At 61.0% G+C, this 22,997-nt stretch carries 18 protein-coding genes; 8 read left to right on the top strand and 10 right to left on the bottom strand.

Translation table 11 applies throughout. From position 1 onward, the window contains the following. Positions 1 to 326: 326 nt before the first annotated feature. The 3 genes from DBW_RS17575 to DBW_RS17565 form a co-directional block, all read right to left on the bottom strand. Entirely contained in the window at positions 327 to 1,163 is an 837-nt protein-coding gene (locus tag DBW_RS17575) for a 1,4-dihydroxy-6-naphthoate synthase (RefSeq protein WP_066729434.1), read from the bottom strand. Further along, a complete protein-coding gene (mqnB, locus tag DBW_RS17570) occupies positions 1,160 to 1,906 on the bottom strand; it encodes a futalosine hydrolase (RefSeq protein WP_066729432.1) in 747 nt (248 codons plus the stop codon). Before mqnB ends, DBW_RS17575 begins: the two co-directional genes overlap by 4 nt. Before the next feature lie 81 nt (positions 1,907 to 1,987). After that, positions 1,988 to 3,070 (bottom strand): hypothetical protein, encoded by a 1,083-nt coding sequence (locus DBW_RS17565; RefSeq protein WP_157471935.1) that lies wholly within the window; start codon positions 3,068 to 3,070, stop codon positions 1,988 to 1,990. 296 nt (positions 3,071 to 3,366) lie between these two features. On the opposite strand from DBW_RS17565, the gene DBW_RS17560 reads away from it, so the two are divergent. The 7 genes from DBW_RS17560 to DBW_RS17530 all read left to right on the top strand — a co-directional run bounded on the left by DBW_RS17560 (position 3,367) and on the right by DBW_RS17530 (position 12,310). Further along, the gene (locus DBW_RS17560; RefSeq protein WP_066729426.1) at positions 3,367 to 3,927 is read left to right on the top strand and encodes a helix-turn-helix domain-containing protein; all 561 of its coding nucleotides are present in this window, start codon (positions 3,367 to 3,369) and stop codon (positions 3,925 to 3,927) included. Between the two features lie 150 nt (positions 3,928 to 4,077). After that, positions 4,078 to 6,228 carry a methylmalonyl-CoA mutase gene (gene scpA / locus DBW_RS17555; protein ID WP_066729422.1) on the top strand — a complete coding sequence of 717 codons (2,151 nt, stop codon included), beginning with the start codon at positions 4,078 to 4,080 and terminating at the stop codon, positions 6,226 to 6,228. 60 nt (positions 6,229 to 6,288) lie between these two features. Next, entirely contained in the window at positions 6,289 to 7,269 is a 981-nt protein-coding gene (gene meaB, locus DBW_RS17550; RefSeq protein WP_066729420.1) for a methylmalonyl Co-A mutase-associated GTPase MeaB, read from the top strand. Between the two features lie 79 nt (positions 7,270 to 7,348). Beyond that, complete coding sequence (gene mce / locus DBW_RS17545) at positions 7,349 to 7,756, top strand: methylmalonyl-CoA epimerase (protein ID WP_157471934.1); 408 nt, start codon at positions 7,349 to 7,351, stop codon at positions 7,754 to 7,756. Between the two features lie 224 nt (positions 7,757 to 7,980). Further along, positions 7,981 to 8,472, top strand: a complete 492-nt coding sequence (locus DBW_RS17540; protein ID WP_066729417.1) for a peroxiredoxin family protein — start codon at positions 7,981 to 7,983, stop codon at positions 8,470 to 8,472. A 609-nt stretch (positions 8,473 to 9,081) separates the two neighbouring features. Beyond that, positions 9,082 to 10,401, top strand: a complete 1,320-nt coding sequence (locus DBW_RS17535; RefSeq protein WP_066729416.1) for a hypothetical protein — start codon at positions 9,082 to 9,084, stop codon at positions 10,399 to 10,401. A 154-nt stretch (positions 10,402 to 10,555) separates the two neighbouring features. After that, positions 10,556 to 12,310, top strand: a complete 1,755-nt coding sequence (locus DBW_RS17530; protein WP_066729415.1) for a hypothetical protein — start codon at positions 10,556 to 10,558, stop codon at positions 12,308 to 12,310. A gap of 80 nt (positions 12,311 to 12,390) precedes the next feature. Here the strand turns inward: DBW_RS17530 and DBW_RS17525 are convergent, their stop codons facing one another. After that, on the bottom strand, positions 12,391 to 13,383 hold the full coding sequence (locus tag DBW_RS17525) for a 4Fe-4S binding protein (protein ID WP_066729413.1): 993 nt from the start codon (positions 13,381 to 13,383) through the stop codon (positions 12,391 to 12,393). Between the two features lie 151 nt (positions 13,384 to 13,534). Here DBW_RS17525 and DBW_RS17520 point away from each other — a divergent pair, with 151 nt between their 5' ends. Then, positions 13,535 to 15,313 carry a M3 family oligoendopeptidase gene (locus DBW_RS17520; RefSeq protein WP_066729411.1) on the top strand — a complete coding sequence of 593 codons (1,779 nt, stop codon included), beginning with the start codon at positions 13,535 to 13,537 and terminating at the stop codon, positions 15,311 to 15,313. 74 nt (positions 15,314 to 15,387) lie between these two features. On the opposite strand, the gene ccsB is transcribed toward DBW_RS17520, so the two are convergent. The 6 genes from ccsB to DBW_RS17490 all read right to left on the bottom strand — a co-directional run bounded on the left by ccsB (position 15,388) and on the right by DBW_RS17490 (position 22,496). After that, positions 15,388 to 16,245, bottom strand: coding sequence for a c-type cytochrome biogenesis protein CcsB (gene ccsB / locus DBW_RS17515; protein ID WP_066729409.1), 858 nt, complete (start codon positions 16,243 to 16,245; stop codon positions 15,388 to 15,390). A 32-nt stretch (positions 16,246 to 16,277) separates the two neighbouring features. After that, positions 16,278 to 17,651, bottom strand: a complete 1,374-nt coding sequence (gene resB / locus DBW_RS17510) for a cytochrome c biogenesis protein ResB (protein ID WP_066729407.1) — start codon at positions 17,649 to 17,651, stop codon at positions 16,278 to 16,280. Positions 17,652 to 17,765: 114 nt separating this feature from the next. Beyond that, complete coding sequence (locus tag DBW_RS17505; protein ID WP_066729405.1) at positions 17,766 to 18,185, bottom strand: hypothetical protein; 420 nt, start codon at positions 18,183 to 18,185, stop codon at positions 17,766 to 17,768. 471 nt (positions 18,186 to 18,656) lie between these two features. After that, positions 18,657 to 20,039, bottom strand: coding sequence for a glutamate--cysteine ligase (locus DBW_RS17500; RefSeq protein WP_066729403.1), 1,383 nt, complete (start codon positions 20,037 to 20,039; stop codon positions 18,657 to 18,659). Positions 20,040 to 20,123: 84 nt separating this feature from the next. Then, positions 20,124 to 21,428, bottom strand: coding sequence for a pyridoxal phosphate-dependent aminotransferase (locus tag DBW_RS17495; RefSeq protein WP_066729401.1), 1,305 nt, complete (start codon positions 21,426 to 21,428; stop codon positions 20,124 to 20,126). Between the two features lie 306 nt (positions 21,429 to 21,734). Next, positions 21,735 to 22,496 (bottom strand): alpha/beta fold hydrolase, encoded by a 762-nt coding sequence (locus DBW_RS17490; protein ID WP_066729399.1) that lies wholly within the window; start codon positions 22,494 to 22,496, stop codon positions 21,735 to 21,737. Between the last annotated feature and the right edge of the window lie 501 nt (positions 22,497 to 22,997).

Raw genomic sequence — 22,997 nt, 5'->3', positions numbered from 1 at the left:
ATACTCCCTGATGATGAGCGTGCAAGGGAAAAATTTTAAAAACCACTGGCAAAACAATATGTTACGCGGCATTTTGTTTTGCCCATCATACCACTGGTTTGAAGTTGACATTAAGTTTATCCAATGCCCTTCCGGGTCCCATCTTGTAACTATCCGAAATTTCAAACATATAGCGGACGATGAAACGTAGATCAGGTTTATATATTTTTTCGAAAAGATAGCATTGGTAAACAAATGAGTTGAAAAAAAAGAATCACGGCCCAGTGGTCTTACCACTGCAAAACCGTGTCTCCCCCTCATGAAGTGAAAAAAGTGGCGGGCGGGGCTCAGTTACAGAAGAGGGATTGGGGGGAGGTGGGGATGATGCCGCGCGCTTCGGCGCGCCGCAACAGTTCGGTTACGGCGCGCTCGCCTTCAGGGCCGAGGGTGCGGGAAAAGTCGTTGACGTAGAGATCGATATGCTGGTCGATAACCGCATCGGCAAGTTCCTGGGAGTGGCGCTTGATATAGCTCCGCGGCTCCATAGGGTGGGCATAGGCGTAATCGATGCTGGCGGTCAGGGCCCCTTCCAGCTGCTGGATCAGTTCTGGTCCGAGCTCGCGTCGGGCCAGAATCCCTCCCAGGGGGATCGGCAGTCCGGTTTCAGCCTCCCACCAGGCGCCAAGGTCGAGAACCTGATGCAGGCCGAGTTGATGGAAGGTGAACCGGGATTCATGGATGATGACTCCAGCCGCGGCTTCACCGCGCAGGACCGCGGGCATCACCTGCTCGAAGGGGAGGATGAGAAGCTCCTCGAACCCCTCGCCATAAAGTTGCAGCAGCAGGTTGGCCGTCGTCAGGCGCCCCGGGATGGCGATTCTCCGTCCTTTGAGGTCGGCCATGGCGAGAGCCTGCGGCGCCACCACCAGCGGACCGCACCCGCGGCCGAGAGCGCCGCCGCTGCGCAACAGGAGATACTCATCGCGAAGATGGCCGAAGGCATGGTAGCTGACCTTGGTCAGATCGAGTACGCCAGCCAGGGCGAGCTGGTTGAGGGTTTCGACATCGGCCAGGCGTTCGGAGATCCGGATGCCCGGCAGAGCTATCCGCCCATGGGTCAGGGCATAAAAAATAAAGGTATCGTTCGGGCAGGGGGAATACCCCAAAGAAAGGGGAGAGCTCATGCCGGGTCCTTCTCCTGGTACCAGTGGCTGAGGAGGATGCGCAGGGCCTGTTGGGCAGCAGCGGCCCCGGCTCGCAGGTCCCAGCGCGACAGATCACGGTCCTCGGTCAGGTTGGAGATGCCGCGCAGTTCAAGAAAAGGGGTACCAAAGCGGATACAGGTCAGGGCGATCGCAGCTCCCTCCATGTTTTCGCAGATACCACCAGTCCGCCGGGAGAGCTCCTGGCCTGCCGCGGAGGTGCCGGAGCAGGTCGAAACGGTGACAAAGGGCCCGACGGCCAGTCGCTGTTTCGGCCCTGAAGGGTGAGTCTCGAGAATCCCCTTTGCCCGCTGCAGCAATTCCTGGTCGACGGGAAAACGGTTAAAGTAGCTCTGGCCGTTGCGCCGCAAAAGGGGAAGGCCGAGGGCTTCCATGTCGAGAAACGCTTCCGGAGTCACCACTCCTTCGTCCCCGAAAATCTCTTCACGGGCAATCGCCAGGTCGCCGATCCCGAGGTCACTGCCCGGGTAGGCCCCGCCGCAGCCGAGATTGAAGACCGCCCGCGGCCGCACGGTTTCGAGCAGGACCGCGGTGGCGGCGGCTGCGTTCGCCTTGCCGATGCCGCAGTGCAGAAGGCCCACCGGATGCCCATCGAGGGTCCCCCGCAACAGGTCGAGGCGGCCGCAGCTGCGAACCTCGCAGGGCGAGAGTGCGCGACGCAACTGGTCAGTTTCCAGGGGGACGGCAGCTATCAGCGCAATCATCGGCAACCAGGTCTGCAGTAAAGGAAAAAGGAAGAATCAACGGCTGCCCTGCCGCCGGTTGCTCTTGGTGTGTGGCCTGGATTAAGGCTTGAACCACCCCTGCCGGATCAGGTCCCGGCGCAGGGAGACTCCCTGGTTGCTGACCATCCCCTGGTACCAGAAACGGTCATCCAGATTCTGGCCGTCGCCGGGAGGATCGAGGCGCTTGCGCCGGTCAATAAGCAGCCGGCGGAATTTACTGTCCGCCTCGGCGACGATCCCGAGCAACTTGGCGCCCAGGCTGGGCGTCGTCCCCTCACAGACGGACTGGATCATGTCGCGAAGTTTCAGGCCGAGGCGATAATCCCAGAGGTCCCCCTGGAACCCTTCCTCGCACTCGCTGACAAAATCGTTCCAATCGAGTAGCAGGCTGCCAAAATCGTCTTCGGTAAAGTCTGCGAATTCGGCGTGGCGGGCAAGGCACTGCTCAATCTCGTCCTGTTCCCGTTTCGACAGGAAGAAGGAGAGGGTCTCTTCGACCGGATACATGTCGAGCAGTTCGACCAGTTCCCCGCAGAAGGAGACATAATCGAGCTCGTGATCGGCCATGGTAGAGAAGGGCGCCGGCAACGACTGGCGCTTGTGGCAGAGGAGGGAAAGGTGGTCATGCCCGAGATCGGTGGGAAAGATCAGCTCCGGAACATGAAGGATGTCGAGTGCGTGCAGCAGGTTGATGAAGCGGAGGTGATTGCCGGTGAAACAGGTCAGAATCTTCTCTTCGGAGTAGAAGAGTTCAACGCCGGCACGGTTGTTGGCCAGGCCAAAACCGACAAAGCCGTCGTGAACCAGACGGGGGAAAAACCGGTCGAGGGTTTCCGCCAACGGTTGCGGAGCAAAATAAGGGGAGTAGAAAACCGTTGGCTCGGGATGGTTTTCGGCGCCGGGATCGACCTCTTCCTCGTAATATTCGAGAATGAAGAAGCCCTCGTCGGGAAGGGTCCGGGCAAAGGCGTTGAAGATCGCCGCGACCCGTTCGGCGTTGCAGACAACCGTGAAGCGGTAGGAGTCGCACGAATTCTCCAGCAGGGAAAAGGTATATCCTTCCCGCAACGGGGTGGGGCACCCCTTGAGTTCGTTTTCCCAGATTCGGACACCATAGGGGAGGTGTAAAGTAGGTGACGGCAAGCGAGTGATCCTTAATGCGAAGTGGTTCGGCCGGACGGGACCGGGCTTCCCGCACATCTGGTACGCTAGCGGAGTGAACGAAAAAAGTCAATATTCCCCCCCGGGGGGGGAGGACGGCTGTGCGGTGCGATTTTTCATCCATTGCCGGGGTTGCCAGGTAGACCATTTTGTCGGCCCAACCCTTTAATTTCAGTAAAGATGTTTTATCGGTAATAAATTATTTTTGTTGACAATTTTCACCATTTCCGATATATCCTGCCAGAATAAAACTCCTTTTTATTTTGTATTGGTTGCGTATGGACTACAACATTGGCGCCAAGATTAAAAAGTTGCGCAAGGCGCGCAAGCTGACTCTGCAGGATGTCGCGCGGGAGACCGGTTTTTCCCCGGCGCTGATTTCCCAGATCGAGAACAATAATGTCTCGCCGCCGATCGCCACCCTCTCCAAAATCGCCCGCTTTTTTGATGTCAAGATGGGGATGTTTTTCGAGAGTGAGGAAGAGGAGCGCAAATACGAAGTCGTCAAGCGCGGCGAGCGGCGGGTGGTCAGCCGGGTCATTTCCAAGGCGGGCACCGGTCACGGCTACACCTACGAGGCGCTTTCCTTCCGCAAGCGCAACAAGAAGATGGAGCCGTTTCTTCTCACCGTGTCGGAACGGGCCAGCGAAGAGACCCTCTACAACCACGAGGGGGAGGAATTTCTCCTCATTATCAAGGGAAAGGCAGAGGTTATCCTGGAAGATGAGCGGCTCCTCCTCGAAGAGGGGGATGCAGTCTATTTCGACTCCTCGCTGCGCCATCGCCTCCTCTCCTACGACGGCCAGGAAGTTCAGGTCCTGGCGGTGGTGACCCGTTAAGCACTTTCCGTTGACTGCTGCCCCCTCGGTTATACCCCTGGCGTGGCGGTCGTTTGTTTTTCGAGGGAGATTTGCTGGTCGGACCGTACCCCCTGCCCGGCGCATTGCGGCCCCCGGTATTCTGACATCCCGTTGCCCAAGGATCTTGCCATGAGTGAAACCAAGCCCCGCACCACGGCCGATTGGGAAGCCGCGGTCAAGAAAGAGATCAAGAGTGAGGACCTCTCCCGGCTCGACTGGGAGACCCCGGAAGGGATCCGGGTCAAGCCGCTTTATACCCGGCGCGATACCGAGGGGATGGCGACCGCCGACACCCTCCCCGGCTTTCCCCCCTTTGTGCGCGGGCCGATGGCTTCGATGTATGCCGGTCGCCCCTGGACGGTCCGTCAATACGCCGGTTTCTCCACCGCCGAGGAATCGAATGCCTTCTACAAGCGCAACCTCGCCGCGGGCCAGCAGGGACTCTCCGTCGCCTTCGACCTGGCGACCCACCGCGGGTATGATTCGGACCATCCGCGGGTTGTCGGTGACGTCGGCAAGGCCGGGGTTGCCATCGATTCGATCCTCGATATGAAGATTCTCTTCGACTCCATCCCCCTCGACAAGGTCTCGGTCTCGATGACCATGAACGGCGCGGTGCTGCCGATCCTGGCGATGTACATCGTCGCCGCCGAGGAGCAGGGGGTCGCCCAGGACCAGCTGGCGGGGACGATCCAGAACGACATCCTCAAGGAGTTCATGGTCCGCAATACCTATATCTATCCGCCGGAACCGTCGATGCGGATCATCTCCGATATCATCGCCTACACCAGCGAGCAGATGCCGCGTTTCAATTCAATCTCCATCTCCGGCTATCATATCCAGGAGGCCGGCGCCAACAATGCCCTGGAGCTCGCCTTCACTCTCGCCGACGGCCTCGAGTATGTGCGGGCCGCGCTCGCCAGGGGCCTCGACATCGACGCCTTTGCGCCCCGCCTCTCCTTCTTCTTCGCCATCGGCATGAACTTCTTCATGGAGGCGGCCAAGCTGCGGGCCGCGCGCTACCTCTGGACCCGGCTGATCGAGCAGTTCAACCCGAAAAACCCCAAGTCGCTGATGCTGCGCACCCATTGCCAGACCTCCGGCTGGAGCCTGACCGAACAGGATCCCTACAACAACGTCATTCGTACCACCCTCGAAGCCCTGGCCGCGGTCCTCGGTGGCACCCAGTCGCTGCACACCAACGCCCTCGACGAAGCGATCGCGCTCCCCACCGATCACTCGGCGCGCATCGCCCGCAATACCCAGCTGATCATTCAGGAAGAGTCCGGGGTCACCAAGGTCGTCGACCCCCTCGGCGGTTCCTATTACGTCGAGTCGCTGACCAAGGCGCTGATCGATGAGGCGCAGAAAATCCTCGATGAAATCGAAGGCCTCGGCGGCATGACCAAGGCGATCGAGTCGGGAATGCCCAAGCTGCGCATCGAGGAGTCCGCCGCCAAGAAGCAGGCCGCCATCGATTCCGGGCGGGATGTCATTGTCGGCGTCAATAAATACCGGCTCGCCAAGGAAGATCCGATCGAAGTTCTCGACATCGACAATACCGCGGTGCGCGAGGCCCAGGTCGCCCGCCTTGCCCAGCTGCGTAAGGGGCGTGACGAGGCTGCCTGTCAAAAGGCGCTTGCTGCCATCACTGCCGCGTGTGAGAATAAGGAGGCCAACCTGCTTGGCCTTTGTATCGACGCCGCCCGCAAACGCGCCTCGGTCGGCGAAATTTCCGACGCCATGGAAAAGGTTTTTGGCCGCCACCGGGCGGAAATCAGGCTCGTATCGGGAGCATACGGATCGATTGTGGGTGAAGATCAGGATTTTGCCGCGCTGAAGCAGCGGGTCGAGGCCTTTGCCGCCAAGGATGGCCGCCGGCCGCGCATCCTCATCGCCAAGATGGGGCAGGACGGCCATGATCGCGGCGCCAAGGTGGTGGCAACCGCCTATGCTGATGTCGGCTTCGATGTCGATGTCGGCCCCCTCTTCCAGACCCCCGAAGAGGCGGCACGGATGGCGGTGGAGAATGACGTTCACGTGGTCGGCGTTTCCAGCCTGGCGGCGGGGCACAAGACCCTGGTCCCGCAGCTCGCCGCAGCCCTGAAAGCGCTGGGCGCCGAGGATATCGCCATCGTTTGCGGCGGGGTCATCCCGCGCCAGGATTACGAGGCGCTCTATGCCTCGGGGGCGGCGCGCATCTTCGGCCCGGGGACGCCGATCGTCACCTCGGCCGGGGAGACCCTCGATGCCATCGAGGAGAAACAGGCCCGCAAGTAACCGTGAATCAGAGGGGCAGGCCCGCGGGCCTGCCCCGGTTTTTTCCAGAGGTCGGTACGCGTGACCAAGCTTCACGACATCGTAGCCGGAGTCAAGGCGGGCCAACTGCGTGCCCTGGCCAAGGCGATCACCCTGATCGAGAGTCGCAACCTCGACCATTCCCTGGTGGCCACCACCCTGCTCGACGAACTGCTCCCCGCCTCCGGCGGCGCCATCCGTCTCGGCATCTCCGGCGTCCCCGGGGTTGGCAAGAGTACCTTCATCGAGGCCCTCGGCCTTCATCTGACCTGGGCCGGCCACAAGGTTGCGGTCCTGGCGGTCGATCCGACTTCCCAGCTTTCCGGTGGCAGCATCCTCGGCGACAAGACCCGCATGGAGGAACTTTCCCGCGATCCCCGCGCCTTTATCCGGCCGTCCCCTTCCGGCGATACCCTCGGCGGGGTGGCGCGCAAGACCCGGGAAACGATGCTCCTTTGCGAGGCCGCCGGCTATGACGTGATCATCGTTGAAACGGTGGGGGTCGGGCAGTCGGAGATTACCGTTGCCTCGATGGTCGACTTTTTCCTCTTGCTGCAGCTTCCGGGAGCAGGCGACGAGCTGCAGGGGATCAAGAAGGGGGTCATGGAGATTGCCGATGCCATCGTCATCAACAAGGCCGAGGGGGAGAACCGACCCCGGGCCGAACTTGCTGCCCGGCAATATCTGAATGCGCTTCACCTGCTCAAGCCGAAGAGCGCCAACTGGCAAATCCCGGTGCTCCTCTGCAGCGCTTTGCGGGGCGAGGGGATCGCGGAAGTCTGGCAGGCGGTGCTGGCTTGCCGCAAAGCCTGGGAGAAAAGCGGTGAACTGATCCGCAAACGCCAATTGCAGGCCACCGACTGGATGTGGACCCTGCTGATGAATGACCTCAAGGATCTTTTCCTGCGGGATCCCCAGGTCGAGTCCCTGGTCGGGCCGATCCAGGAAGCGGTCGCCAGTGGCGTCACCACCCCTTCGGCCGCATCCCGGCGCTTGCTGGAGGTTTTCAAGCGCGGTCGCTGAAAGGGCGGATGCGACGGGGAATTTTCTCAGGGCAGGCGCGGTAGCAACCTGCGCCAAAATTTATTAAATGGAGGCACCCTTGACCGGTAAGATCAATCACATCGGCATCGCCGTTAAAAGTCTCGAAGCCAGTCTCCCCTTTTACCGGGATATTCTCGGGATGAAATTCGAAGGGACTGAAGAAGTCGCCGAGCAGAAGGTACGGGTGGCGTTTCTGGCAGTGGGAGAGAGCCGCATTGAACTGCTGGAGCCGACCGCCGAGGATTCCCCGGTGGCCCGCTTTCTGGAAAAGAACGGCGAAGGGATTCACCACCTCGCCTACCAGGTGGAGGACCTCGCCGCGGCCCTCGCCCGCTTGAAAGAGCAGGGGGTGCGCTTGGTCGATGAGGTCCCGCGCCGCGGGGCTCACGGCACGCGCATTGCCTTTTTGCACCCGAAAGCGAGCGGTGGCGTGCTGACCGAACTCTGCGAGGCGGCCCCTCACTGATTTCTGACCCGCTACTCGTCCTTCCCTCACACTTCGGCTTACAATGTCGAGTGATGAAAAAAGGGGAAAGCATTAGTTTTTTTTGGCTTGACAGGGCGTTTTATTTTTATGTACCGTTGTTTTAAATTTTAGAACGTCCCTCTTTTTTGGTCGATTACAGCTGCAACAAGGGGGAACCGGCCAGCGCTTGCAGTCGGCAGGGTCCGGTTTCCCGGAGGTGGTTCATGATGAGACGTTTGGTGCCACTTCTGATGCTCGTTTTGGTCTGCTCGGCCCTGCCGGCGGTTGCCGTCGAAACGGGTGCCCTCGCCCCCGATTTTTCTCTCCAGACGCTGGACGGCCGGACCGTGCGGCTTTCCGAATTCAAGGGTAAACCGATTCTGCTCAAGCTGGCGACGACCTGGTGCCCGACCTGCCGCCAGCAGTCCCAGGAAATACTCGCGGTCGCTGATGACCTCAAGCAGTACCAGGTGGAGGTGGTCGAGGTCTTCATCCAGGATTCCCCCCAGATGGTGGAAGACTACCTCAAGGAACTGCCTTACCCGATCTCCCATGTGGCGCTGCTCGACGACGGTTCGGTCTATAAGGCCTACAGTGTCTTTGTCATCCCGCGCACGATTCTCATCGACCGTGACTTCAAGGTCCGCCGCGATGGCAACCTGATGCCGGCCAGCGAGCTGAAGGCGGCCCTGGCGGCGCTGCCAACCGGCAACTAGCGACAAAATGCTCTCCCCTCTTGACAGGACGCAGGGGTCGCCTAGACTTTCGGGGATGTGAAATTGCGTTTCGTAATTGTTCGCAGGTTGAAGTCGGAGTGAATTGACGTTCCCCGATTCTTTCCTCCCGAAAAAGCGTGGCGCAAAAGCAACAGTACGATGCAGGGGCGACACAGGGTAGCGACAGATATTGTGATTGCTCCTGGTTACAAATTAAAAGACATGTAATTTCGACCAGTTACATCTTAATAAAAGAATGCTGCCGGTCCGGAAGTTGGCACTATAGTTGTAATTATAAAAGGTCGTTTTGAAACAGACCAAAGACTCACTGGTTCAATAACCGACCCGTAATGTAAAGTCACTCAGGGAAAGGAGGTGAACGGATGAGGAAACTGGTCACTCTTGTTTTGATGACAATGCTGGCTCTCTCCCTCACTGCTTGCGCCGGTATGGGCAAAAAGGAGGCGACCCGTGTCAAGTGCCCCGCCTGTGGGTATGAGTTTGAAGTTCCTGCGACCAATTAAAGTATCCTGACTCCTCATTGTCGAGGCCAAAGGCGGCTCCAGCGGGAGCCAATCATCGTTCAACATTTTTATTCAGGAGGCAAACGTGAGCAAGTATCTGAAGAGTTTTCTCGTTGTACTGCTGGCCGTCGCCGTGGCGACTCCGGCGCTGGCCGAATTCAAGGTCGGCGGTTACTATCGTCTGCAGGGCATCGCCACCAACAGCGATGACTCCTCGGTCACCTTCAACGGCCAGGGTGCTGTTGACCCGGCGGCCCAGACCTTCATCGACCAGCGCATCCGCGCCAAGATCGACAACAAGCTCAACGACTATGTGACCCTGACCGTCTACACCGAGATCGACAGCTCCTTCGGCGACGCCGGCAAGGACGGCGGCCCCGGCGGCGACCGTGTCGCTGTTGAAGTCAAGAACGCCTACCTCGACTTCAAGGTCCCCAACAGCATCTTCAGTGTCCGCACCGGTCTGCAGGGCCTCGGTGGCCGTTACCAGGGCCTGATCCTGGCTGACGACTGGTCGGCGATCAACGTCGGCATGAAGTTCTCCGACGCCGTCAACCTCGCCCTGGTCTACTCCAAGCCGAGCGAAGGCGCCAAGAACGTCACCGACGACGTCGACCTTTACAATGCTCAGCTGGACGTCAATGCCGGTGTGGCTAAAATCGGCGCCGACTTCATTTATCTGAACAACAGCTCCGTTGGCGCCGCTGCCGCTGCTGGCGCTGGCGACAGCCATCTCCTTGATGGCACCTTTGCTGGCCCCTACCAGCTCTATATCCTCGGCGCCAAGGCTGATGCCAAGGTTGGCGAGGTCGGTATCAACGGTTTCCTCCTCTATGCCTTTGGCTCCCAGGATGGCAATAATGGAAGTGACCTTTCCGGTCTTGCCGCCACCGTTGCTGCCAAGGCCAAAGTTGGCGAATTTGGGCTCGGCGGCCGCGTCATCTACCTGAGCGGCGACAGCGATAAAAATGACAATGACAGCGAAGCCTGGATTCCCAACCTCGGCGGCAACTACGACTTTACTGGCGAGAACCTGATGATCTTCCTCACCGACGCCTACTACAACAACGGCACCGGTGGCCGCCTTGCAACGGAAGCTGCTACCCTGGATGGCGTTGGTCTCCTCGGCCTCACCGCCCAGGCGAATGCCAACATGGGCCCGGTTTACGCCAAACTCGGTCTCGGCTACTTCATGGCCAACGAGACCGCCGCTGGCCAGGACGACCAGATGGGCTTTGAAGCGGCCCTGCGCGTCGGTACCAAGGTTGCTGAAAAGGTCGACGTCAGCCTCAATGGCGCCTATGCCATGCTCGGCGACTACTGGCAGACCGCTTACGGTCGCAACCTCACCAGCACCCCGGACGACATCTGGAAAACCGTTTTCATGATCAACGTCGGCTACTAAGCTGATAACCGGCAGTACCCGGCCCCGGAGGCTTGCCTCCGGGGCTTTTTTCATGCAGAATACGTTGAGCCGAGAGTGGCCAGGAGAGGTCCTTTCCCCGAACGGGTTTCTCCTGACTACTGCCGGATCCAACCACCCTCCCCAAGGAGTTCCTATGCACCTCCTGCTCAGGAAAAGAAGCATACTTCTTGCTGTCCTCCTCGTCTTCGCCGTCGCACCGTCCCTCTTTGCCGCGGATGTCAGCCAGGTCACCAGGGATCTGGCCCCCCGGGCCGGAGTCGTGGTAATGCCGCTGGGGAGCGAATTCCTCATTGACCTCGATGCCAGCAAGGGGATCCGGGTCGGCGACCTGGTGAGTGTCATGCAGCCCGGGGAAAAGATCATTCATCCGGTTACCAAGGAAGTGATCGGCAGCCTCGACACTGTCAAGGCGGTGCTGCGCGTAACCCGGGTCAAGTCGGGTTATTCCTATGCGACGGCGCTCCCCGGTGGCGGCGCCCTGGTCAAGGGGGATCCGATCCGTTCTTATACCGGGATTCCGGCCACCTTCTGGGACTACACCGGGACGGGAGAGAGTCTCTACACCCAACTCAAGGCCGACCTGCCCGACCTCGAATGGCAGCCCTACGGTTTGGCGCAGCAGCAGAAACCGGAAACCCCGGGCCCGGTTCCGGACCTCAAGGGGGTCGTATTCATCCTCAATGCCCAGGGGCTGGGATTGCGGGACAGCCAGTATCAGCCGATCAATTTTTATCCCAACGCAGAGCTGAGCGGCCGGTCGATGGCTGCGCCCCGTCCCGTCCCTGCCAGCCCTGCACCGCCTGCTGTCACGGCTAACCCGGCGATCATCCAGGCGCCGCCGCCGGCACCCGATGCCGGGGTGATTCAGGCCCGGAAAACGGGAGAGGATGGTATCTGGTACGGCCCGGACATGCCCGGGTTGATGATCGGAGTCGCGGCGGGGAATTTTGACGGGAGTGGCAGTATCCAGGTCGCCACCGCCTTTACCGATAAGGTTCTCCTTGGCCAGTTTAGCAATGGCCAGTACCAGGGCGCTGGATTTCTCGATGTCGGAAAATACAGACTGTTGACCATCGATGCGGTCGACCTGGATAAGGATGGCCGCGACGAGCTGTACCTGACCGCAGCCGAGCGCGACCCCGGGAGTGACGCCGAGACGATCTCCTCCCTGTATGCCGAATTTGTTGATGGCGCCCTGCGCGTCAGGCAGACCGGAATTTCCTATATTCTCGGTGGCATCGACGTGCCGGGGGAGGGCCGTATTCTGGTGGGACAGCGCCCGGGAAAGGCGGATCGCACCTATTCCGGGGCCCTCTACCGTTTTGTTAAGAAGGATGGCAGAGTCGAGCGGGGAGCTGAATTCCCCGCACCGACCGACAAGGCGTCTGCCCAGGGTTTCGCGATTACGAATGCGGCAACCGGGCAGCCCGTCTATGTACTGCTCGATATCAACGAGAAGCTGCAGGTTTATGCGGCCGACGGCAGCCAGTTGTGGGAGAACAGCGATGTTGTCGGTGGCACCGAGTCCTACTACAAGCAGCGAAGCGCCAATCCGCGGGATATGGATCTGGTCTATGAGTACCTGAAGGCGCGGGTCGCGGCGACCCCCGATGGCCTGGTCATGGTCCCCTTCAACGAAGGCTCGACCCGAATCTTCAAGTACCGGGAATTTACCAGCAGTTTCCTGACCGCCTACCGCTGGAATGGCCGCAGTCTGCAGGAAGCATGGCACACGGCACCCCAGGGTGGTTCGCTGACCGGATTTTTTTACGCGGATGTCGACAATGACGGCAAGAACGAAGTGATCACCTCGGTGATTTTCAACCATGGCACGGCCCTCAACCCGGGGACGGCGCGTTCAACGCTCGTCATCTACGAGCTTCCCTGAAACCTGCAGATGGATACCCCAACAGCAAGAGCCCGGCAAACTATTGCCGGGCTCTTGCTGTTGGGGCTATTGAAGCAGAATTAACGGGATTGCAGCAGGCGCATGATCGTTTGCTCCGGGACCTGCCCCTCCCAATGGTTGGAGAGACGACCGAGGCCGCTGGTAGCGAGGAAGAGGCCGACGATCAGAAGCGCGAAAACCCAGGACGGGATCACCTGCCGCCTGGCGAGGCGAAAGGTGAGCGCGCCCCGATCGGGGCAGTTATGGACGCAGCGAAAGCAGGCATAGCACTCCGCCGAGCGGACCACCTTCTTCTCCCGCACCGGTAGCCAGGCCGGACAGCGGGCCGAACAGAGGCCGCAGCGGCTGCAGAGATCTTCCGACCGGTTGATTTTGCCGAGGGAGAGGAGGGAAACCAGACCGAGCAGGGCGCCGTAGGGGCAGAGGTAGCGGCACCAGGCCATCTGCACCAGCAGGCAGAGCAGAGCCAGAGCGAGGAGAACAATGATCAGCAGTTGGGACGGATGGCGGAAGAACTCAAGCATGCGGACATCGACAATGATGTGATAGCCGGAACCGAGAAAGGCACGCAGCTGGGGTAGCGGCATCTGCCCGAAGATCTGCACCAGGAAGAAGCCGAGAATGAGGTATTTAAGACTGCGCAGCGGCAGGTCGAGCCAGAAGGGGGGCGCAAAATTGCGGCCGAAGAGGCGCTGACCAAGGCGCCAGAGACCTTCCGAGAGGGGGAAGACCGGGCAGACCCAGGAGCAGAAGCCGCGCTTCAGTAGCAGCCCGGTCAGCAGGGCGGCGACCAGGATCAGCACCGCCGCCGGGTGGACCGGGAAGAGTTCGCCGCTTTGCAGCCAGTAGCGCAAGCCGGCGAGGCCGCTGATCGGCAGGAAGCCGTCGACCCCGGCCGGGCGCGGGTAGCCGGGACTGGCTCCGGCAGCGAGGCGATCGACCCAGCCGGCAAAGCGCCAGCCGAGCCAGAGGTAGAAGAGGAGAAAACCGGTCTGTACCAGATAGCGTGGTAGTTGCGCCGGCAAAGGACCGGGCGACACGTGACGTTTCATGAACTATCCTCCAGGGAGGGTAACTTCCAGCCAGCGAGGTTAACCCCGGGTGGCTGCTCCTGTCAATGGCCGGCCCCTCCTCCCGGAATTGACATCGGGTCGGGGCGGGGCTTATGGTAGCTGGCAAAATCGATTGCAGGGAGATGACCCGATGAGTGATACCCAATGGGACCTTGGCGCCCTTTATGCCTCAGCGACCGACCCGGCCTGGGCGGCGGACCTGGCGCGGGCAGCCGCCAGCGCCGAGCAATTTCGAAGCGATTTCCGCGGCAAGGTCGCCGGGGCTGATGGCGATTTCTTGGCGGCGGCCCTGGTACGTTACGAAGCTCTGCAACGAGCGATTCTGCAACCCTATGCCTACGCCCAGCTCCTGTTCGCCGCCGACAGCCGGGTACCGGCGCACGGCGCCCTGTTGGCGCGGGCCCGGGAAACCTATGCGACAGTGAGCGAGCGGACCCTCTTTTTTGAGCTGGAAGTCCTGCAGATTCCCGCCGAGAGATTTACTGCCCTGCTGCAGGAGCCGGCGATTGCTCCCTACGGCCACTTCCTCGAGCGGTTGCGAGTCGCCGCCCCCTACACCCTGAGCGAGGAGGTCGAGCAGGTCCTCAAGCGCAAGGATCTCTCCGGCCGCGAAGGGTTCGTGCAGCTCTTCGACGAGCTGAGTGCCAGTCTCGTCTTCCCCTTCCAGATGCCGGGCGAAGAGGGGGTGCGGGAGGTGACCGGGGAGGAGCTCCTCGGTCTCCTCTACCATCCGGAGGGCGGAATCCGCGAGGCGGCCTTTGCCACCTTTCTCGATGGCCATGCGCAGCAGAAACTGGTCCTGAACGCCTGTTTCAACAACATTTTGCTCGATCATGGGCGCGAGGCGGAGCTGCGCGGTTATCCCGACCTGATGACGCCGACTCTGCTCGCCAATGAAACGGAGCCGGAAGTGGTGGCGCGCCTCTCCGAGGTTACCGCGGCCAATTACGGCCTCGCCCGCGACTACTTTGACCTCAAGCGGCAATTGCTCGGTCTGGACCGATTGAAGAATAGTGACCTCTACGCGCCCCTTTCCCGGCAGAGCCGGACCATCCCCTTTGCAGAGGCCAGGGAGTTGGTCCTGGGGGCCTTCGCCCGATTCTCCCCGGAGATGGCCGAGGTGGCCGGACGCTTTTTCACCGAGCAGCGCATCGATGCGCTGCCACGGCCGGGAAAGGGGGGCGGCGCCTTCTGCATGGGGGTTGCGCCGGGGACGCCCGCCTATGTTCTGCTCAACTACACTGGGCGTCCCCGGGACGTCGCCACCCTGGCCCATGAGCTCGGGCACGGCGTACATTATGCGTTGGCCGCAAAGCAGAACCTCTTTCACTACCATGCGCCCCTCCCCTTCGCCGAGACCGCCAGCGTCTTCGGAGAAATGCTGCTGACCCGCCATCTGCTCGAACGGGATGGCGATCGCGACACCCGCATCGCCCTCCTCTGCGCCCAGCTCGAGGACATCATCGCCACCACCTTCCGCCAGGAGGTTCTGACCCGCTTCGAGCTGGCCGCCCACCGGCGTCGCGGCGAGGGGCAGCTGAGCAGTGAGGATTTGTGCACCCTGTGGTGGGAGGAGAATGCCAAACTGTTCGGTGACAGCGTTGAGATGATTCCCTCCTACCGCTGGGGCTGGAGCTACATCAGCCACTTTATCCACGCCCGCTTTTACTGCTACAGCTACGTTTTTGGTGAGCTGCTGGTGCTGGCCCTGTACCGGCGTTACCAGGAGGAGGGGGCGGCTTTTGTCCCCCGTTACCTCGACCTGCTGCGGGCCGGCGGCAGCGCCCCGCCGGCGGAGCTGCTGCGCCCCTTCGGTATCGACCTTGCCGGCCCCGGCTTCTGGCAGCAGGGTTACGACCTGGTCGCAGAACTCCTGGCCGAGCTGAAGGGGCTGGTGGCCGGGAGCTGAATCCGGGCGGCGGAAAATGCAACGGGCCGGTCTCCCAAGGGAGACCGGCCCGTTTGCGTTGGTAGAGGAGAGTCTCAGCCGCCGCCGTAGGAGTGGAGGCCGGAGAGGACGAGGTTGACGCCGAGGTAGCAGAAGATGGTGGCGGCAAAACCGATCACCGACAGCCAGGCGGCGCGCTTGCCGACCCAGCCGCGGGTGAAGCGGGCGTGCAAAAAGGCAGCGTAGATGAACCAGACGATCAGGCTCCAGGTCTCCTTCGGGTCCCAGCTCCAATAGGTCCCCCAGGCGTAGTTGGCCCAGGCTGCGCCGGTGATGATCCCCAGCGACAGGAGCGGAAAGCCGATCATGATCGCCTTGTAGTTGATGTCGTCGAGGACCTTGGCGCTCGGGAAGAGGGCGAGGATGCCCCCGGCCGGCGCATCGCCGCTCCCCCCTTCCTTGCCGACCTTGATCAGGTACATGATCGACACCCCGCAGGCGACCGCGAAGGCGGCGTAGCCGAGAAAGCAGGTGATGACGTGGTAGGTCAGCCAGTTGCTCTGCAGCGCCGGCACCAGCGGGTCGATGGCGTCGTTGAGGCCGAGCTGCGCCCAGGTCATGCCGAGAAAGGCGAAGGGGACGACAAAGGCGCCGATCGCCCGCTGCTTGTACTTCAGGTCGACGAGGATGTAGATCAGCAAGATGGTCCAGGTGAAGAAGACCACCGACTCGTAGAGGTTTGACAACGGTGCCCGGCCGGCGTCGCCGAGCAGGGCGTAGGACTCGTACCAGCGTAGCCCGATCGCCGCGGTCTGCACCGCAAAGCCGAGATAGGCGAGGATGTTGCCGAGCAGGGCGATGGTTTTGTTGTGGGTGACGAGGTAGAGCAGAAACAGAATCATCGCCGAGAAGTAGCCGATGGTGACAAGATTGAAGAGCATTGTACTGGTCATAGCGCTAGGTCCTCCTTAAGGACGTTTAAAAACTACTTGAGTTCGTCGCGAAACTGCTTCTTGAGGTCGTCAAAGAAGATCTCGAAGGCCGGCTGGTTGCGATGGGCGCTGCCGCCGATCTTGACCCCGACCTTGCCGCCGGCGAGGGGGAGCAGGGTGACCCAGATGCGCCGATGGGAGAGGAAGAAGGCGGTCATCGAGCCGAGCACCAGCATCGCGCAGCCGAGCCAGACTACCCACACCCCCGGGTCCTTGGCGACCTGCAGCCCGGTGTAGTAGCGCTGCTCCATGTCGAGCAGGCTGAAGATGTAGTCGCCGCCGCGCTGGGCGTCGAACTCGGGAAACGCCTTGAGGACGACGAAGGAGCGGGCCTCGCCCTGGGGCGGAGTCACTTCGATGCGCGCCGCCGGGCCGAAATCCTGGAACGCCTCGGTCGAGTCGACGACCCGCACGCTGCCGCCGCCGGGCAACATCAGCCGCTGCCCCTGGCGCCCGGCGAGCTCCTTCACCTCGCCGCTGGCGCGGACCTTGACCCGCAGCTTGATGGTCGGCTCGCCGGTCGGCCCGTAGCTCGACTGGTAAAAGGTGATCCCCTTGTAGGTGAGCGGGTCGTTGACGATGATCGGCCGCTGGTCGACCACGGTCTTGCCGCCGTCGATGACCGTCAGCACGCTCTTGAACTCCTTGGGCCGGCCGCCCCCGCCGCCGCCGTAGAAGGAGACCGAAAAGTCGTCGCAGCGCACCTGGAAGCCGAGGTCGATCGGTTCGCTCGCCCCTCGCGCCCAGACCTTGTCGGTGGCGGTCCCTTCGACGATGTTGACGAAGGCCTTGTAGCCCCAGAGCGAGCCGATGATGGCGCCGACAAAGATGATGATGATCGAGAGGTGGGTGACGTAGACCCCGAAGCGGGCCCAGGGCATTTTTTGCGCAAAGAGGTGAACCTCCCCCTCTTCCCCGGCGGTGACCACCGGGGTGGCGAAAGCCTTGCCGAGCAGGGCGGCGGCGCGCTCGCGCAGCGCCTCGATCCCCTCTCCCTTGACCACCACCTCTTCGCTGTTGGGCAGGGTGCGGTAAAAGCTTTCGGCGGGGGCCAGGACCGGTTCGTGGACCGTCTTCCAGACCTTGGGAAAGCGCTTGATCGAGCAGGCGATGAGGTTGAGGGCAAAAATTTCGAGCAGGCCGAGGAACCACCAGGAGTGGTACATGTCGGTGAAGTTGAGCGCGCTCAGCACCCGGTAGGTGGTCTCGCTGTACTCCTGCAGATACTCCTGCGGCGATTTCCCCTGCTGCACCACGGTGCCGATGATCGAGGTGATGGCGAGCAGGATCAGGGTGGCGATGGTCAGCTTCAGGGAACAGAAAAAATCCCAGATGGCGTCAATGATGTTGGTTTTTTTGCTACTCAAGTGATGACACTCCCGAATCGTGGCTTAACGGAAAGAAAGCCGTCACCGAAGGAGTTTCCCGGCGAGGGCAAAACAGTTAACAGGGTCCGGCAACGGGGCCTGGTCCAGGAAAATTCAATTCAGGAGGACAACGGTTTCGAGGAGGGTGAGGGCAGGGTTTTCGATCGGCGCCGTATGGGGGACAAACCCCGGATTGCTGGCGGCAAAGAGGTAGTGACGGCGGCCGTGAAGGGTCGCGGAAAATTGACCGGGACTGTCCGGAAGTTGAGAGTCGGGGCGCGGGTAAGAGGTGAGCAGGCTCTCCGGCCCGAGCGGGAGGTCGCAGCAGGGTGCGCTGCCGGAGTGAACCTGGGGCTGGGTGCGGTCGCTGAAAGTCGCCACCACCCGGTGCAGGGGGGAGACCCGGCAACAATCGAAGGCAAAGAGGTTCGGTTCCTGCCAGGGGGCCGGCCCGGTCGTCAGGCTCGCCCCCACGGCCCAGACCGCGAGGAGCAGGAGGGTCAGGGTTGATTTTTTGAGGACACAATTCAACATGGCACGCCGAAAGGTAGATGGTTTTCTACCTTAGCCGAAGCAGGTGATGCAACGCAAGAGGGTAAATGAAACCCGGACCTGGAGTAACGGTCTCCATTAACCTGGGCAATGAGGTTTGCTACGCCCCCCGAACTGGGCCTGGAGGTCGATGGCCGGTCCTCTGCCATCGTCTGGCCCCATCCCATAAAAGGACGCTTGGCACCCTTGAGGCAGGTTGAGGGATATATCCCCGCGGAGAGGTAGTTTCACGAGAAAAGGGTCGGGCCGGTTCAGGGGGAGGCTGTCCCCGAACCGGCCCGGTGGTGGTCTTGCAGAGTGCGGTAAATCAAGGAGGTAGCAACGGCTCGCCTGCCACAACGAGCCGCAGCTGGAATTGAGTATACGAGCTGCCCTTGGACGTTGCTACGTGGCGATGCGTAAAAACTCAGGGGCGAATGGACGCCTGCCGACTGTGCGAAAGCACAGTCGGGTTTACATGACCGGTTCTCCGGAACAGCCGAAACCACAGTGCCGGCAAAGCGCCTGAAGCTTCTCCTCGCGGGAGCCGCGCCAGTCCGCAAGAAGACGCTCGGCAAGAGTCACGCCGCTGGCGGCGATCTCCTCGATGCCATCGAGAAAGTGCGCCTCATCCTGCCCGTGCCGGGCGGCGGCCGCCTGCCGCTGCAGGGAGCGGCGGGCAATGGCCAGTGCCTCGATGGCAATCTGCTGCAGGCTGCGGCCCTGGTGCTCGGCCTTGAGCCCGCGCCGCCAGGCATCGCGAGTCAGCTGGTCGCGGCCGGCAGCGTCAAGGGCCGAAAAGATGGACCAGATCTCCTCCCGTGCCGAACGGTCGTAGAAGAGCCCCTTGGCGAGGGCGGAAACAGCGAGGGTCAGGCGTGCCGGCAAGGTATCGGCAGAGCGCAGTTCGATCTGGGGACGCAGCCGCGCCTCGGGGAAAAGAGTTGACAGGTGCAGGTCCCAGTCGGCGAGGGTTGCCCGGTGCGGACCGAAGCCCTCGGCGAGGAAGCGGCGAAAGGTAAACCGTTCCCTGGTCAGGTCGAGAAAGCGCTCCTGACGCTGGATGAAATACATCGGAACGTCGAGGGCGTACTCGACATAGGTGTGGTAACCGGCCCCCTCGGTAAAGATCGCCGGTAGCAGCCCGGTCCGGTCGGGATCGGTGCGCGACCAGATTTCGCCGCGGGTGGAGAGCACCCCGCTCGGCCGACCATCGAGCAGGGGCGAATTGGCGAAGAGGGCATAGAAGAGGGGCGCTACGGCGAGGCCAATCCGTAACTTGGTGATGCAATCGGCTTCGTCCTGGTAGTCGAGGTTAACCTGGATCCCGGCGGTCTGCTTCATCATCCGCTGCCCCATGTCGCCAGTCCGGGCCATGTAGGGGGCCATGATGGCGTAGCGGGCCTTGGGAACCCAGGGGATCTGTGCGGTGGGAGTAAAGGGCTGCACGCCAAGGCCAAAAAAGCAGAGCCCGAGGGCCCGGGCCTTGTCGACGACGGCGGCAAGGTGGTTGGCAAAATCACCGTAGCTGCAATGGAGATCTTCACAGAGTCGGCCGGAAAGCTCCAGCTGGCCACCCGGTTCCAGGGTGATCGACGAATGAGGCCCGAAAAGGGCGATGAGATGGCCGTTTTCGCGGATCGGTCGCCAGCCCCCCTCGGCTTCCAGTGTCCCCAGCAACAGTTCGACCCGGCTGTAGTCGGCGGCTTCTCCGGTCTCGCGATCGAGGACCAGTTTTTCGACCTCGGTACCGATTCCCCAGTCGTGGGGAGGTCGCGCTCCCCGTGCGAGAAAAGCGACGAGATCGGCAACGGAGGCAACCGGCGTGTCGAGGTTGGCTTTGGCCAGGGTACTCATGGGCTTGCTGTCTCACGCGCCCCGGAGGCCGGTAGCGAAATGGGCCGCCGGCCCGCTGTCGGAACCGGCGGCGCGCAATGCGATTCAGGACTGCAGGTAGGCCTTGATGCTTGCGGCCAGGGTCGCAAAGATCTTGGCGAACTCCTTCTCGTCGCGTTCCAGCAGGGTTACGCGGAACCCCTGCTCCAGGGTGCAGAATGAAGAGAGCGGGACAACGCAGATGCCGGTCGCGGCGAGCAGGTAATAAACGAAGCGCTTGTCCAGGGAGCAGCCGGGCTGGGCGACCAGTCCTTCGACCAGGTCCCTCACCTCCTTGATCTCGATGGGGAGGGACTGCTTCTGGGTGAGGGCGCCCTCCTTGAAGGCGACCGACATGTAGAAGGCGCCGTTGGTGCGGTTGACCTTGATGCCGGGGACGTTTTTCAGCAGGTCGTAGGCGACGTTGGAGCAGCGCTCGTAGCGGGCCTTGCGCTCTTCGAGGTACTTCGGGTACTCGGGGTGACTGAGCAGGGCGGGGATCGCTTTCTGCGGCAGGGTAGTCGAGCAGACTTCGACCATCTTCGAGTTGAGAATGCTCTGGGTGTACTGCTTGAAGACCGGGTCCTTGTCAGCATTGTAGACCTCGATCCAGCCGCAGCGGGCACCCGGCCACGGGGCTTCCTTGCTGATCCCCTTCATGGCAATGGCCGGCACGTCCTCGATCAGGTCGGAAATCGGCTTGGTTGACTGGCCGTTATAAACGATATTGTGGTAGATCTCGTCGGCAATGATGAAGAGATCGAATTCTTTGGCGATGGCGATCATCTCCCGCAGAATCCGTTCCGGGTAGACCGCGCCGGTCGGATTGTCAGGGTTGATGATCAGGATGCCGGAAATCGCCGGGTTGTACTTGATCGAGAGGCGCAGGTCATCGAGGTCCGGAAACCAGTTGTTGTCGGGGTCAAGCCGGTAAGAGACCGGCTTTTGGCCAGCATGGGCGGCTTCCCCGGAGGAGTGGGTCGAGTAGGTTGGCGAAGGACCGATGACCCGAGCCTCGCGGCGCAGAAAGCCGTAGACCTTCTGGATGGCATCGCCGAGGCCGTTGAAAAAGAGGATGTCGTCAGGGGTGATCTGGGTTTTCCCCCGGGTATTGACAAGGTTTGCGAGGAACTGCCTGGTCTCCAGCACCCCCCGGGTTGGGCAGTAGCCGTAGGAGCAGTCCTTCATCGCCAGGTCGGCGACGATCTTCTTCATCCAGGCCGGGATCTTCTCCCCCTTGGCGACCGGGTCGCCGATGTTCTCCATGTTGGTCTTTATGCCGAGGGCCTTGAGCTTGTCAGCGATATCGACAATCGCCCTGATCTCGTAGGTTAGTTCGCCGGCGCCGATGTGTACGATGTTGTTGCGCATGAAAATTCTCCATCCCGGAATGCTCTGTTTTTTCTTGCCACCAAAGAGAAAGGCCATGGACTCTCTGCCATGGCCTTGATTACTTCATCATGAATCGGGTCAGATTCAGGTTACCAGGTGCCAGACAGGGTTGGTTCCTTGAGAAGCGGCGGCCGCCGCGCTCATAGCTCGAGCTGCATCTGCTGGCTTCGGGTCATTCCGGAAAATCATAACCACCACCTTCTGCTCTTTTGACGAGAAGTCTGGTTAACATACCGGGGCGGGGAATGTCAATCCATTTCCTTGGCAGCAGGGCGAAGGCCGCCGTCAGCTCTGGTCCAAAGCCGGGTCTTCCTCGTCGTCGAACAGGGCGTCGGCGGGGAGGAGGGCCTGCAGCAATCCCTGCAGTGGGGCACTCAGGGCCCGCCATGGTCGGGAGCGGCGGACCCCTGTTGAAAGAGGGTGCATCGCCGTCGGGTTGCGCTCTTCTTCGATTAGCAGCGGGGGGAGCCGGAGGGCGGCGAGCAGTGCGGCACAGTCTTTGTTGTGACCGTTCGGGGATGCGCTTCTCATTTCAATCAGGTGGTGAATCCAGGCTTGCAGCCGTGGCAGCCTGGAAGTGGGAGCCGCCACGATCTGGCGACGCAGAAAAACCTGTTTCAATGCGTCGCAGCGGCCGCGGCGCAGGGCCTTCAAGGCCTCCTTGCTGCAGGTTCTGCGGCGCAGGTCGGCGGCAAGTTCCGCCGAGACGACGAAGCTGGCCGCGGCAACGCGCCGCGAAAAGTTTTCGAGCAGGTCCAGGGTGGTATATCCACCGCGGCCGATGCCGATAAAAACAGCACGACCGATGCCAAGCGTATTGAGCAGGGAGAGCACCAAGGCGGTCCCTTCGGCAGCGGGCAGGGTCGCCCCCCCCTGACCGAGGCCGTCGGGGTTGATGATGATGACCCGACAGCCGCTCCCGGCCAGGGCCTCGAAGTGGGTTTGGCGCAGTTCCTGGTTGGAAGTCTGATCGTGGAGCACGACGACTGCCGGACCCTTGCCGAAGTCCTCGTAATGAAGTTCCGCGTTGGTTTTTTTATAAAGCATGGCATGACCTCGCTGGGAGAAAGGAGACGTTGGAGCGATCAATCAATGCAGTGGATCGCGCCTGGTATTTGGCTTCCTTTTATATATAGCAACGAGCATACCAATGTTTGAAAAATTAGTTATCCCGGAAAAAGAATAGAAAAAACGATAATTTTCCCGTTTGTCAATAAAGGGTCTCGGCAGGCCGACCGCAGATGTTCTTGCAATTTTGCAAAACCAAAAATCGCATTAATTACAATAAATTATTATTTTCGATCCGGGAACGATTGCTAAGTCATCGAAACTAAATATAAAATTTAATAGTCAACTTCCGGTTACCCGGTTTTGCGTAAATGCAAAACAGTTTTTGATTTTCAGGGAAACAGCGTAGAGGGCACCAGCCACCGACCGTGGGTGGGCCAGGTCGTCGGCGGCTGGTGCGCCGTTAAGTGGGGTTTGGCGGGGGGTGGAGAGAAATTACCATGACGCGGTAGAATGGTATGGAGGTGCCGGGTGGAGAAG

This window comes from Desulfuromonas sp. DDH964 (assembly GCF_001611275.1).
Classification (GTDB): domain Bacteria; phylum Desulfobacterota; class Desulfuromonadia; order Desulfuromonadales; family DDH964; genus DDH964.
Note: the sequence above shows the minus strand (reverse complement) of the source record. Positions and strands in the feature narration are given on the sequence as shown.

Excerpts from the sequence above, each read along its gene's own strand:
- DBW_RS17575 (WP_066729434.1), bottom strand. The coding sequence starts at position 1,163 with ATGAGCTCTCCCCTTTCTTTGGGGTATTCCCCCTGCCCGAACGATACC.
- mqnB (WP_066729432.1), bottom strand. The coding sequence starts at position 1,906 with ATGATTGCGCTGATAGCTGCCGTCCCCCTGGAAACTGACCAGTTGCGT.
- DBW_RS17560 (WP_066729426.1), top strand. The coding sequence starts at position 3,367 with ATGGACTACAACATTGGCGCCAAGATTAAAAAGTTGCGCAAGGCGCGC.
- scpA (WP_066729422.1), top strand. The coding sequence starts at position 4,078 with ATGAGTGAAACCAAGCCCCGCACCACGGCCGATTGGGAAGCCGCGGTC.
- DBW_RS17540 (WP_066729417.1), top strand. The coding sequence starts at position 7,981 with ATGATGAGACGTTTGGTGCCACTTCTGATGCTCGTTTTGGTCTGCTCG.
- DBW_RS17530 (WP_066729415.1), top strand. The coding sequence starts at position 10,556 with ATGCACCTCCTGCTCAGGAAAAGAAGCATACTTCTTGCTGTCCTCCTC.
- DBW_RS17525 (WP_066729413.1), bottom strand. The coding sequence starts at position 13,383 with ATGAAACGTCACGTGTCGCCCGGTCCTTTGCCGGCGCAACTACCACGC.
- DBW_RS17520 (WP_066729411.1), top strand. The coding sequence starts at position 13,535 with ATGAGTGATACCCAATGGGACCTTGGCGCCCTTTATGCCTCAGCGACC.
- ccsB (WP_066729409.1), bottom strand. The coding sequence starts at position 16,245 with ATGACCAGTACAATGCTCTTCAATCTTGTCACCATCGGCTACTTCTCG.
- DBW_RS17505 (WP_066729405.1), bottom strand. The coding sequence starts at position 18,185 with ATGTTGAATTGTGTCCTCAAAAAATCAACCCTGACCCTCCTGCTCCTC.
- DBW_RS17500 (WP_066729403.1), bottom strand. The coding sequence starts at position 20,039 with ATGAGTACCCTGGCCAAAGCCAACCTCGACACGCCGGTTGCCTCCGTT.
- DBW_RS17495 (WP_066729401.1), bottom strand. The coding sequence starts at position 21,428 with ATGCGCAACAACATCGTACACATCGGCGCCGGCGAACTAACCTACGAG.
- DBW_RS17490 (WP_066729399.1), bottom strand. The coding sequence starts at position 22,496 with ATGCTTTATAAAAAAACCAACGCGGAACTTCATTACGAGGACTTCGGC.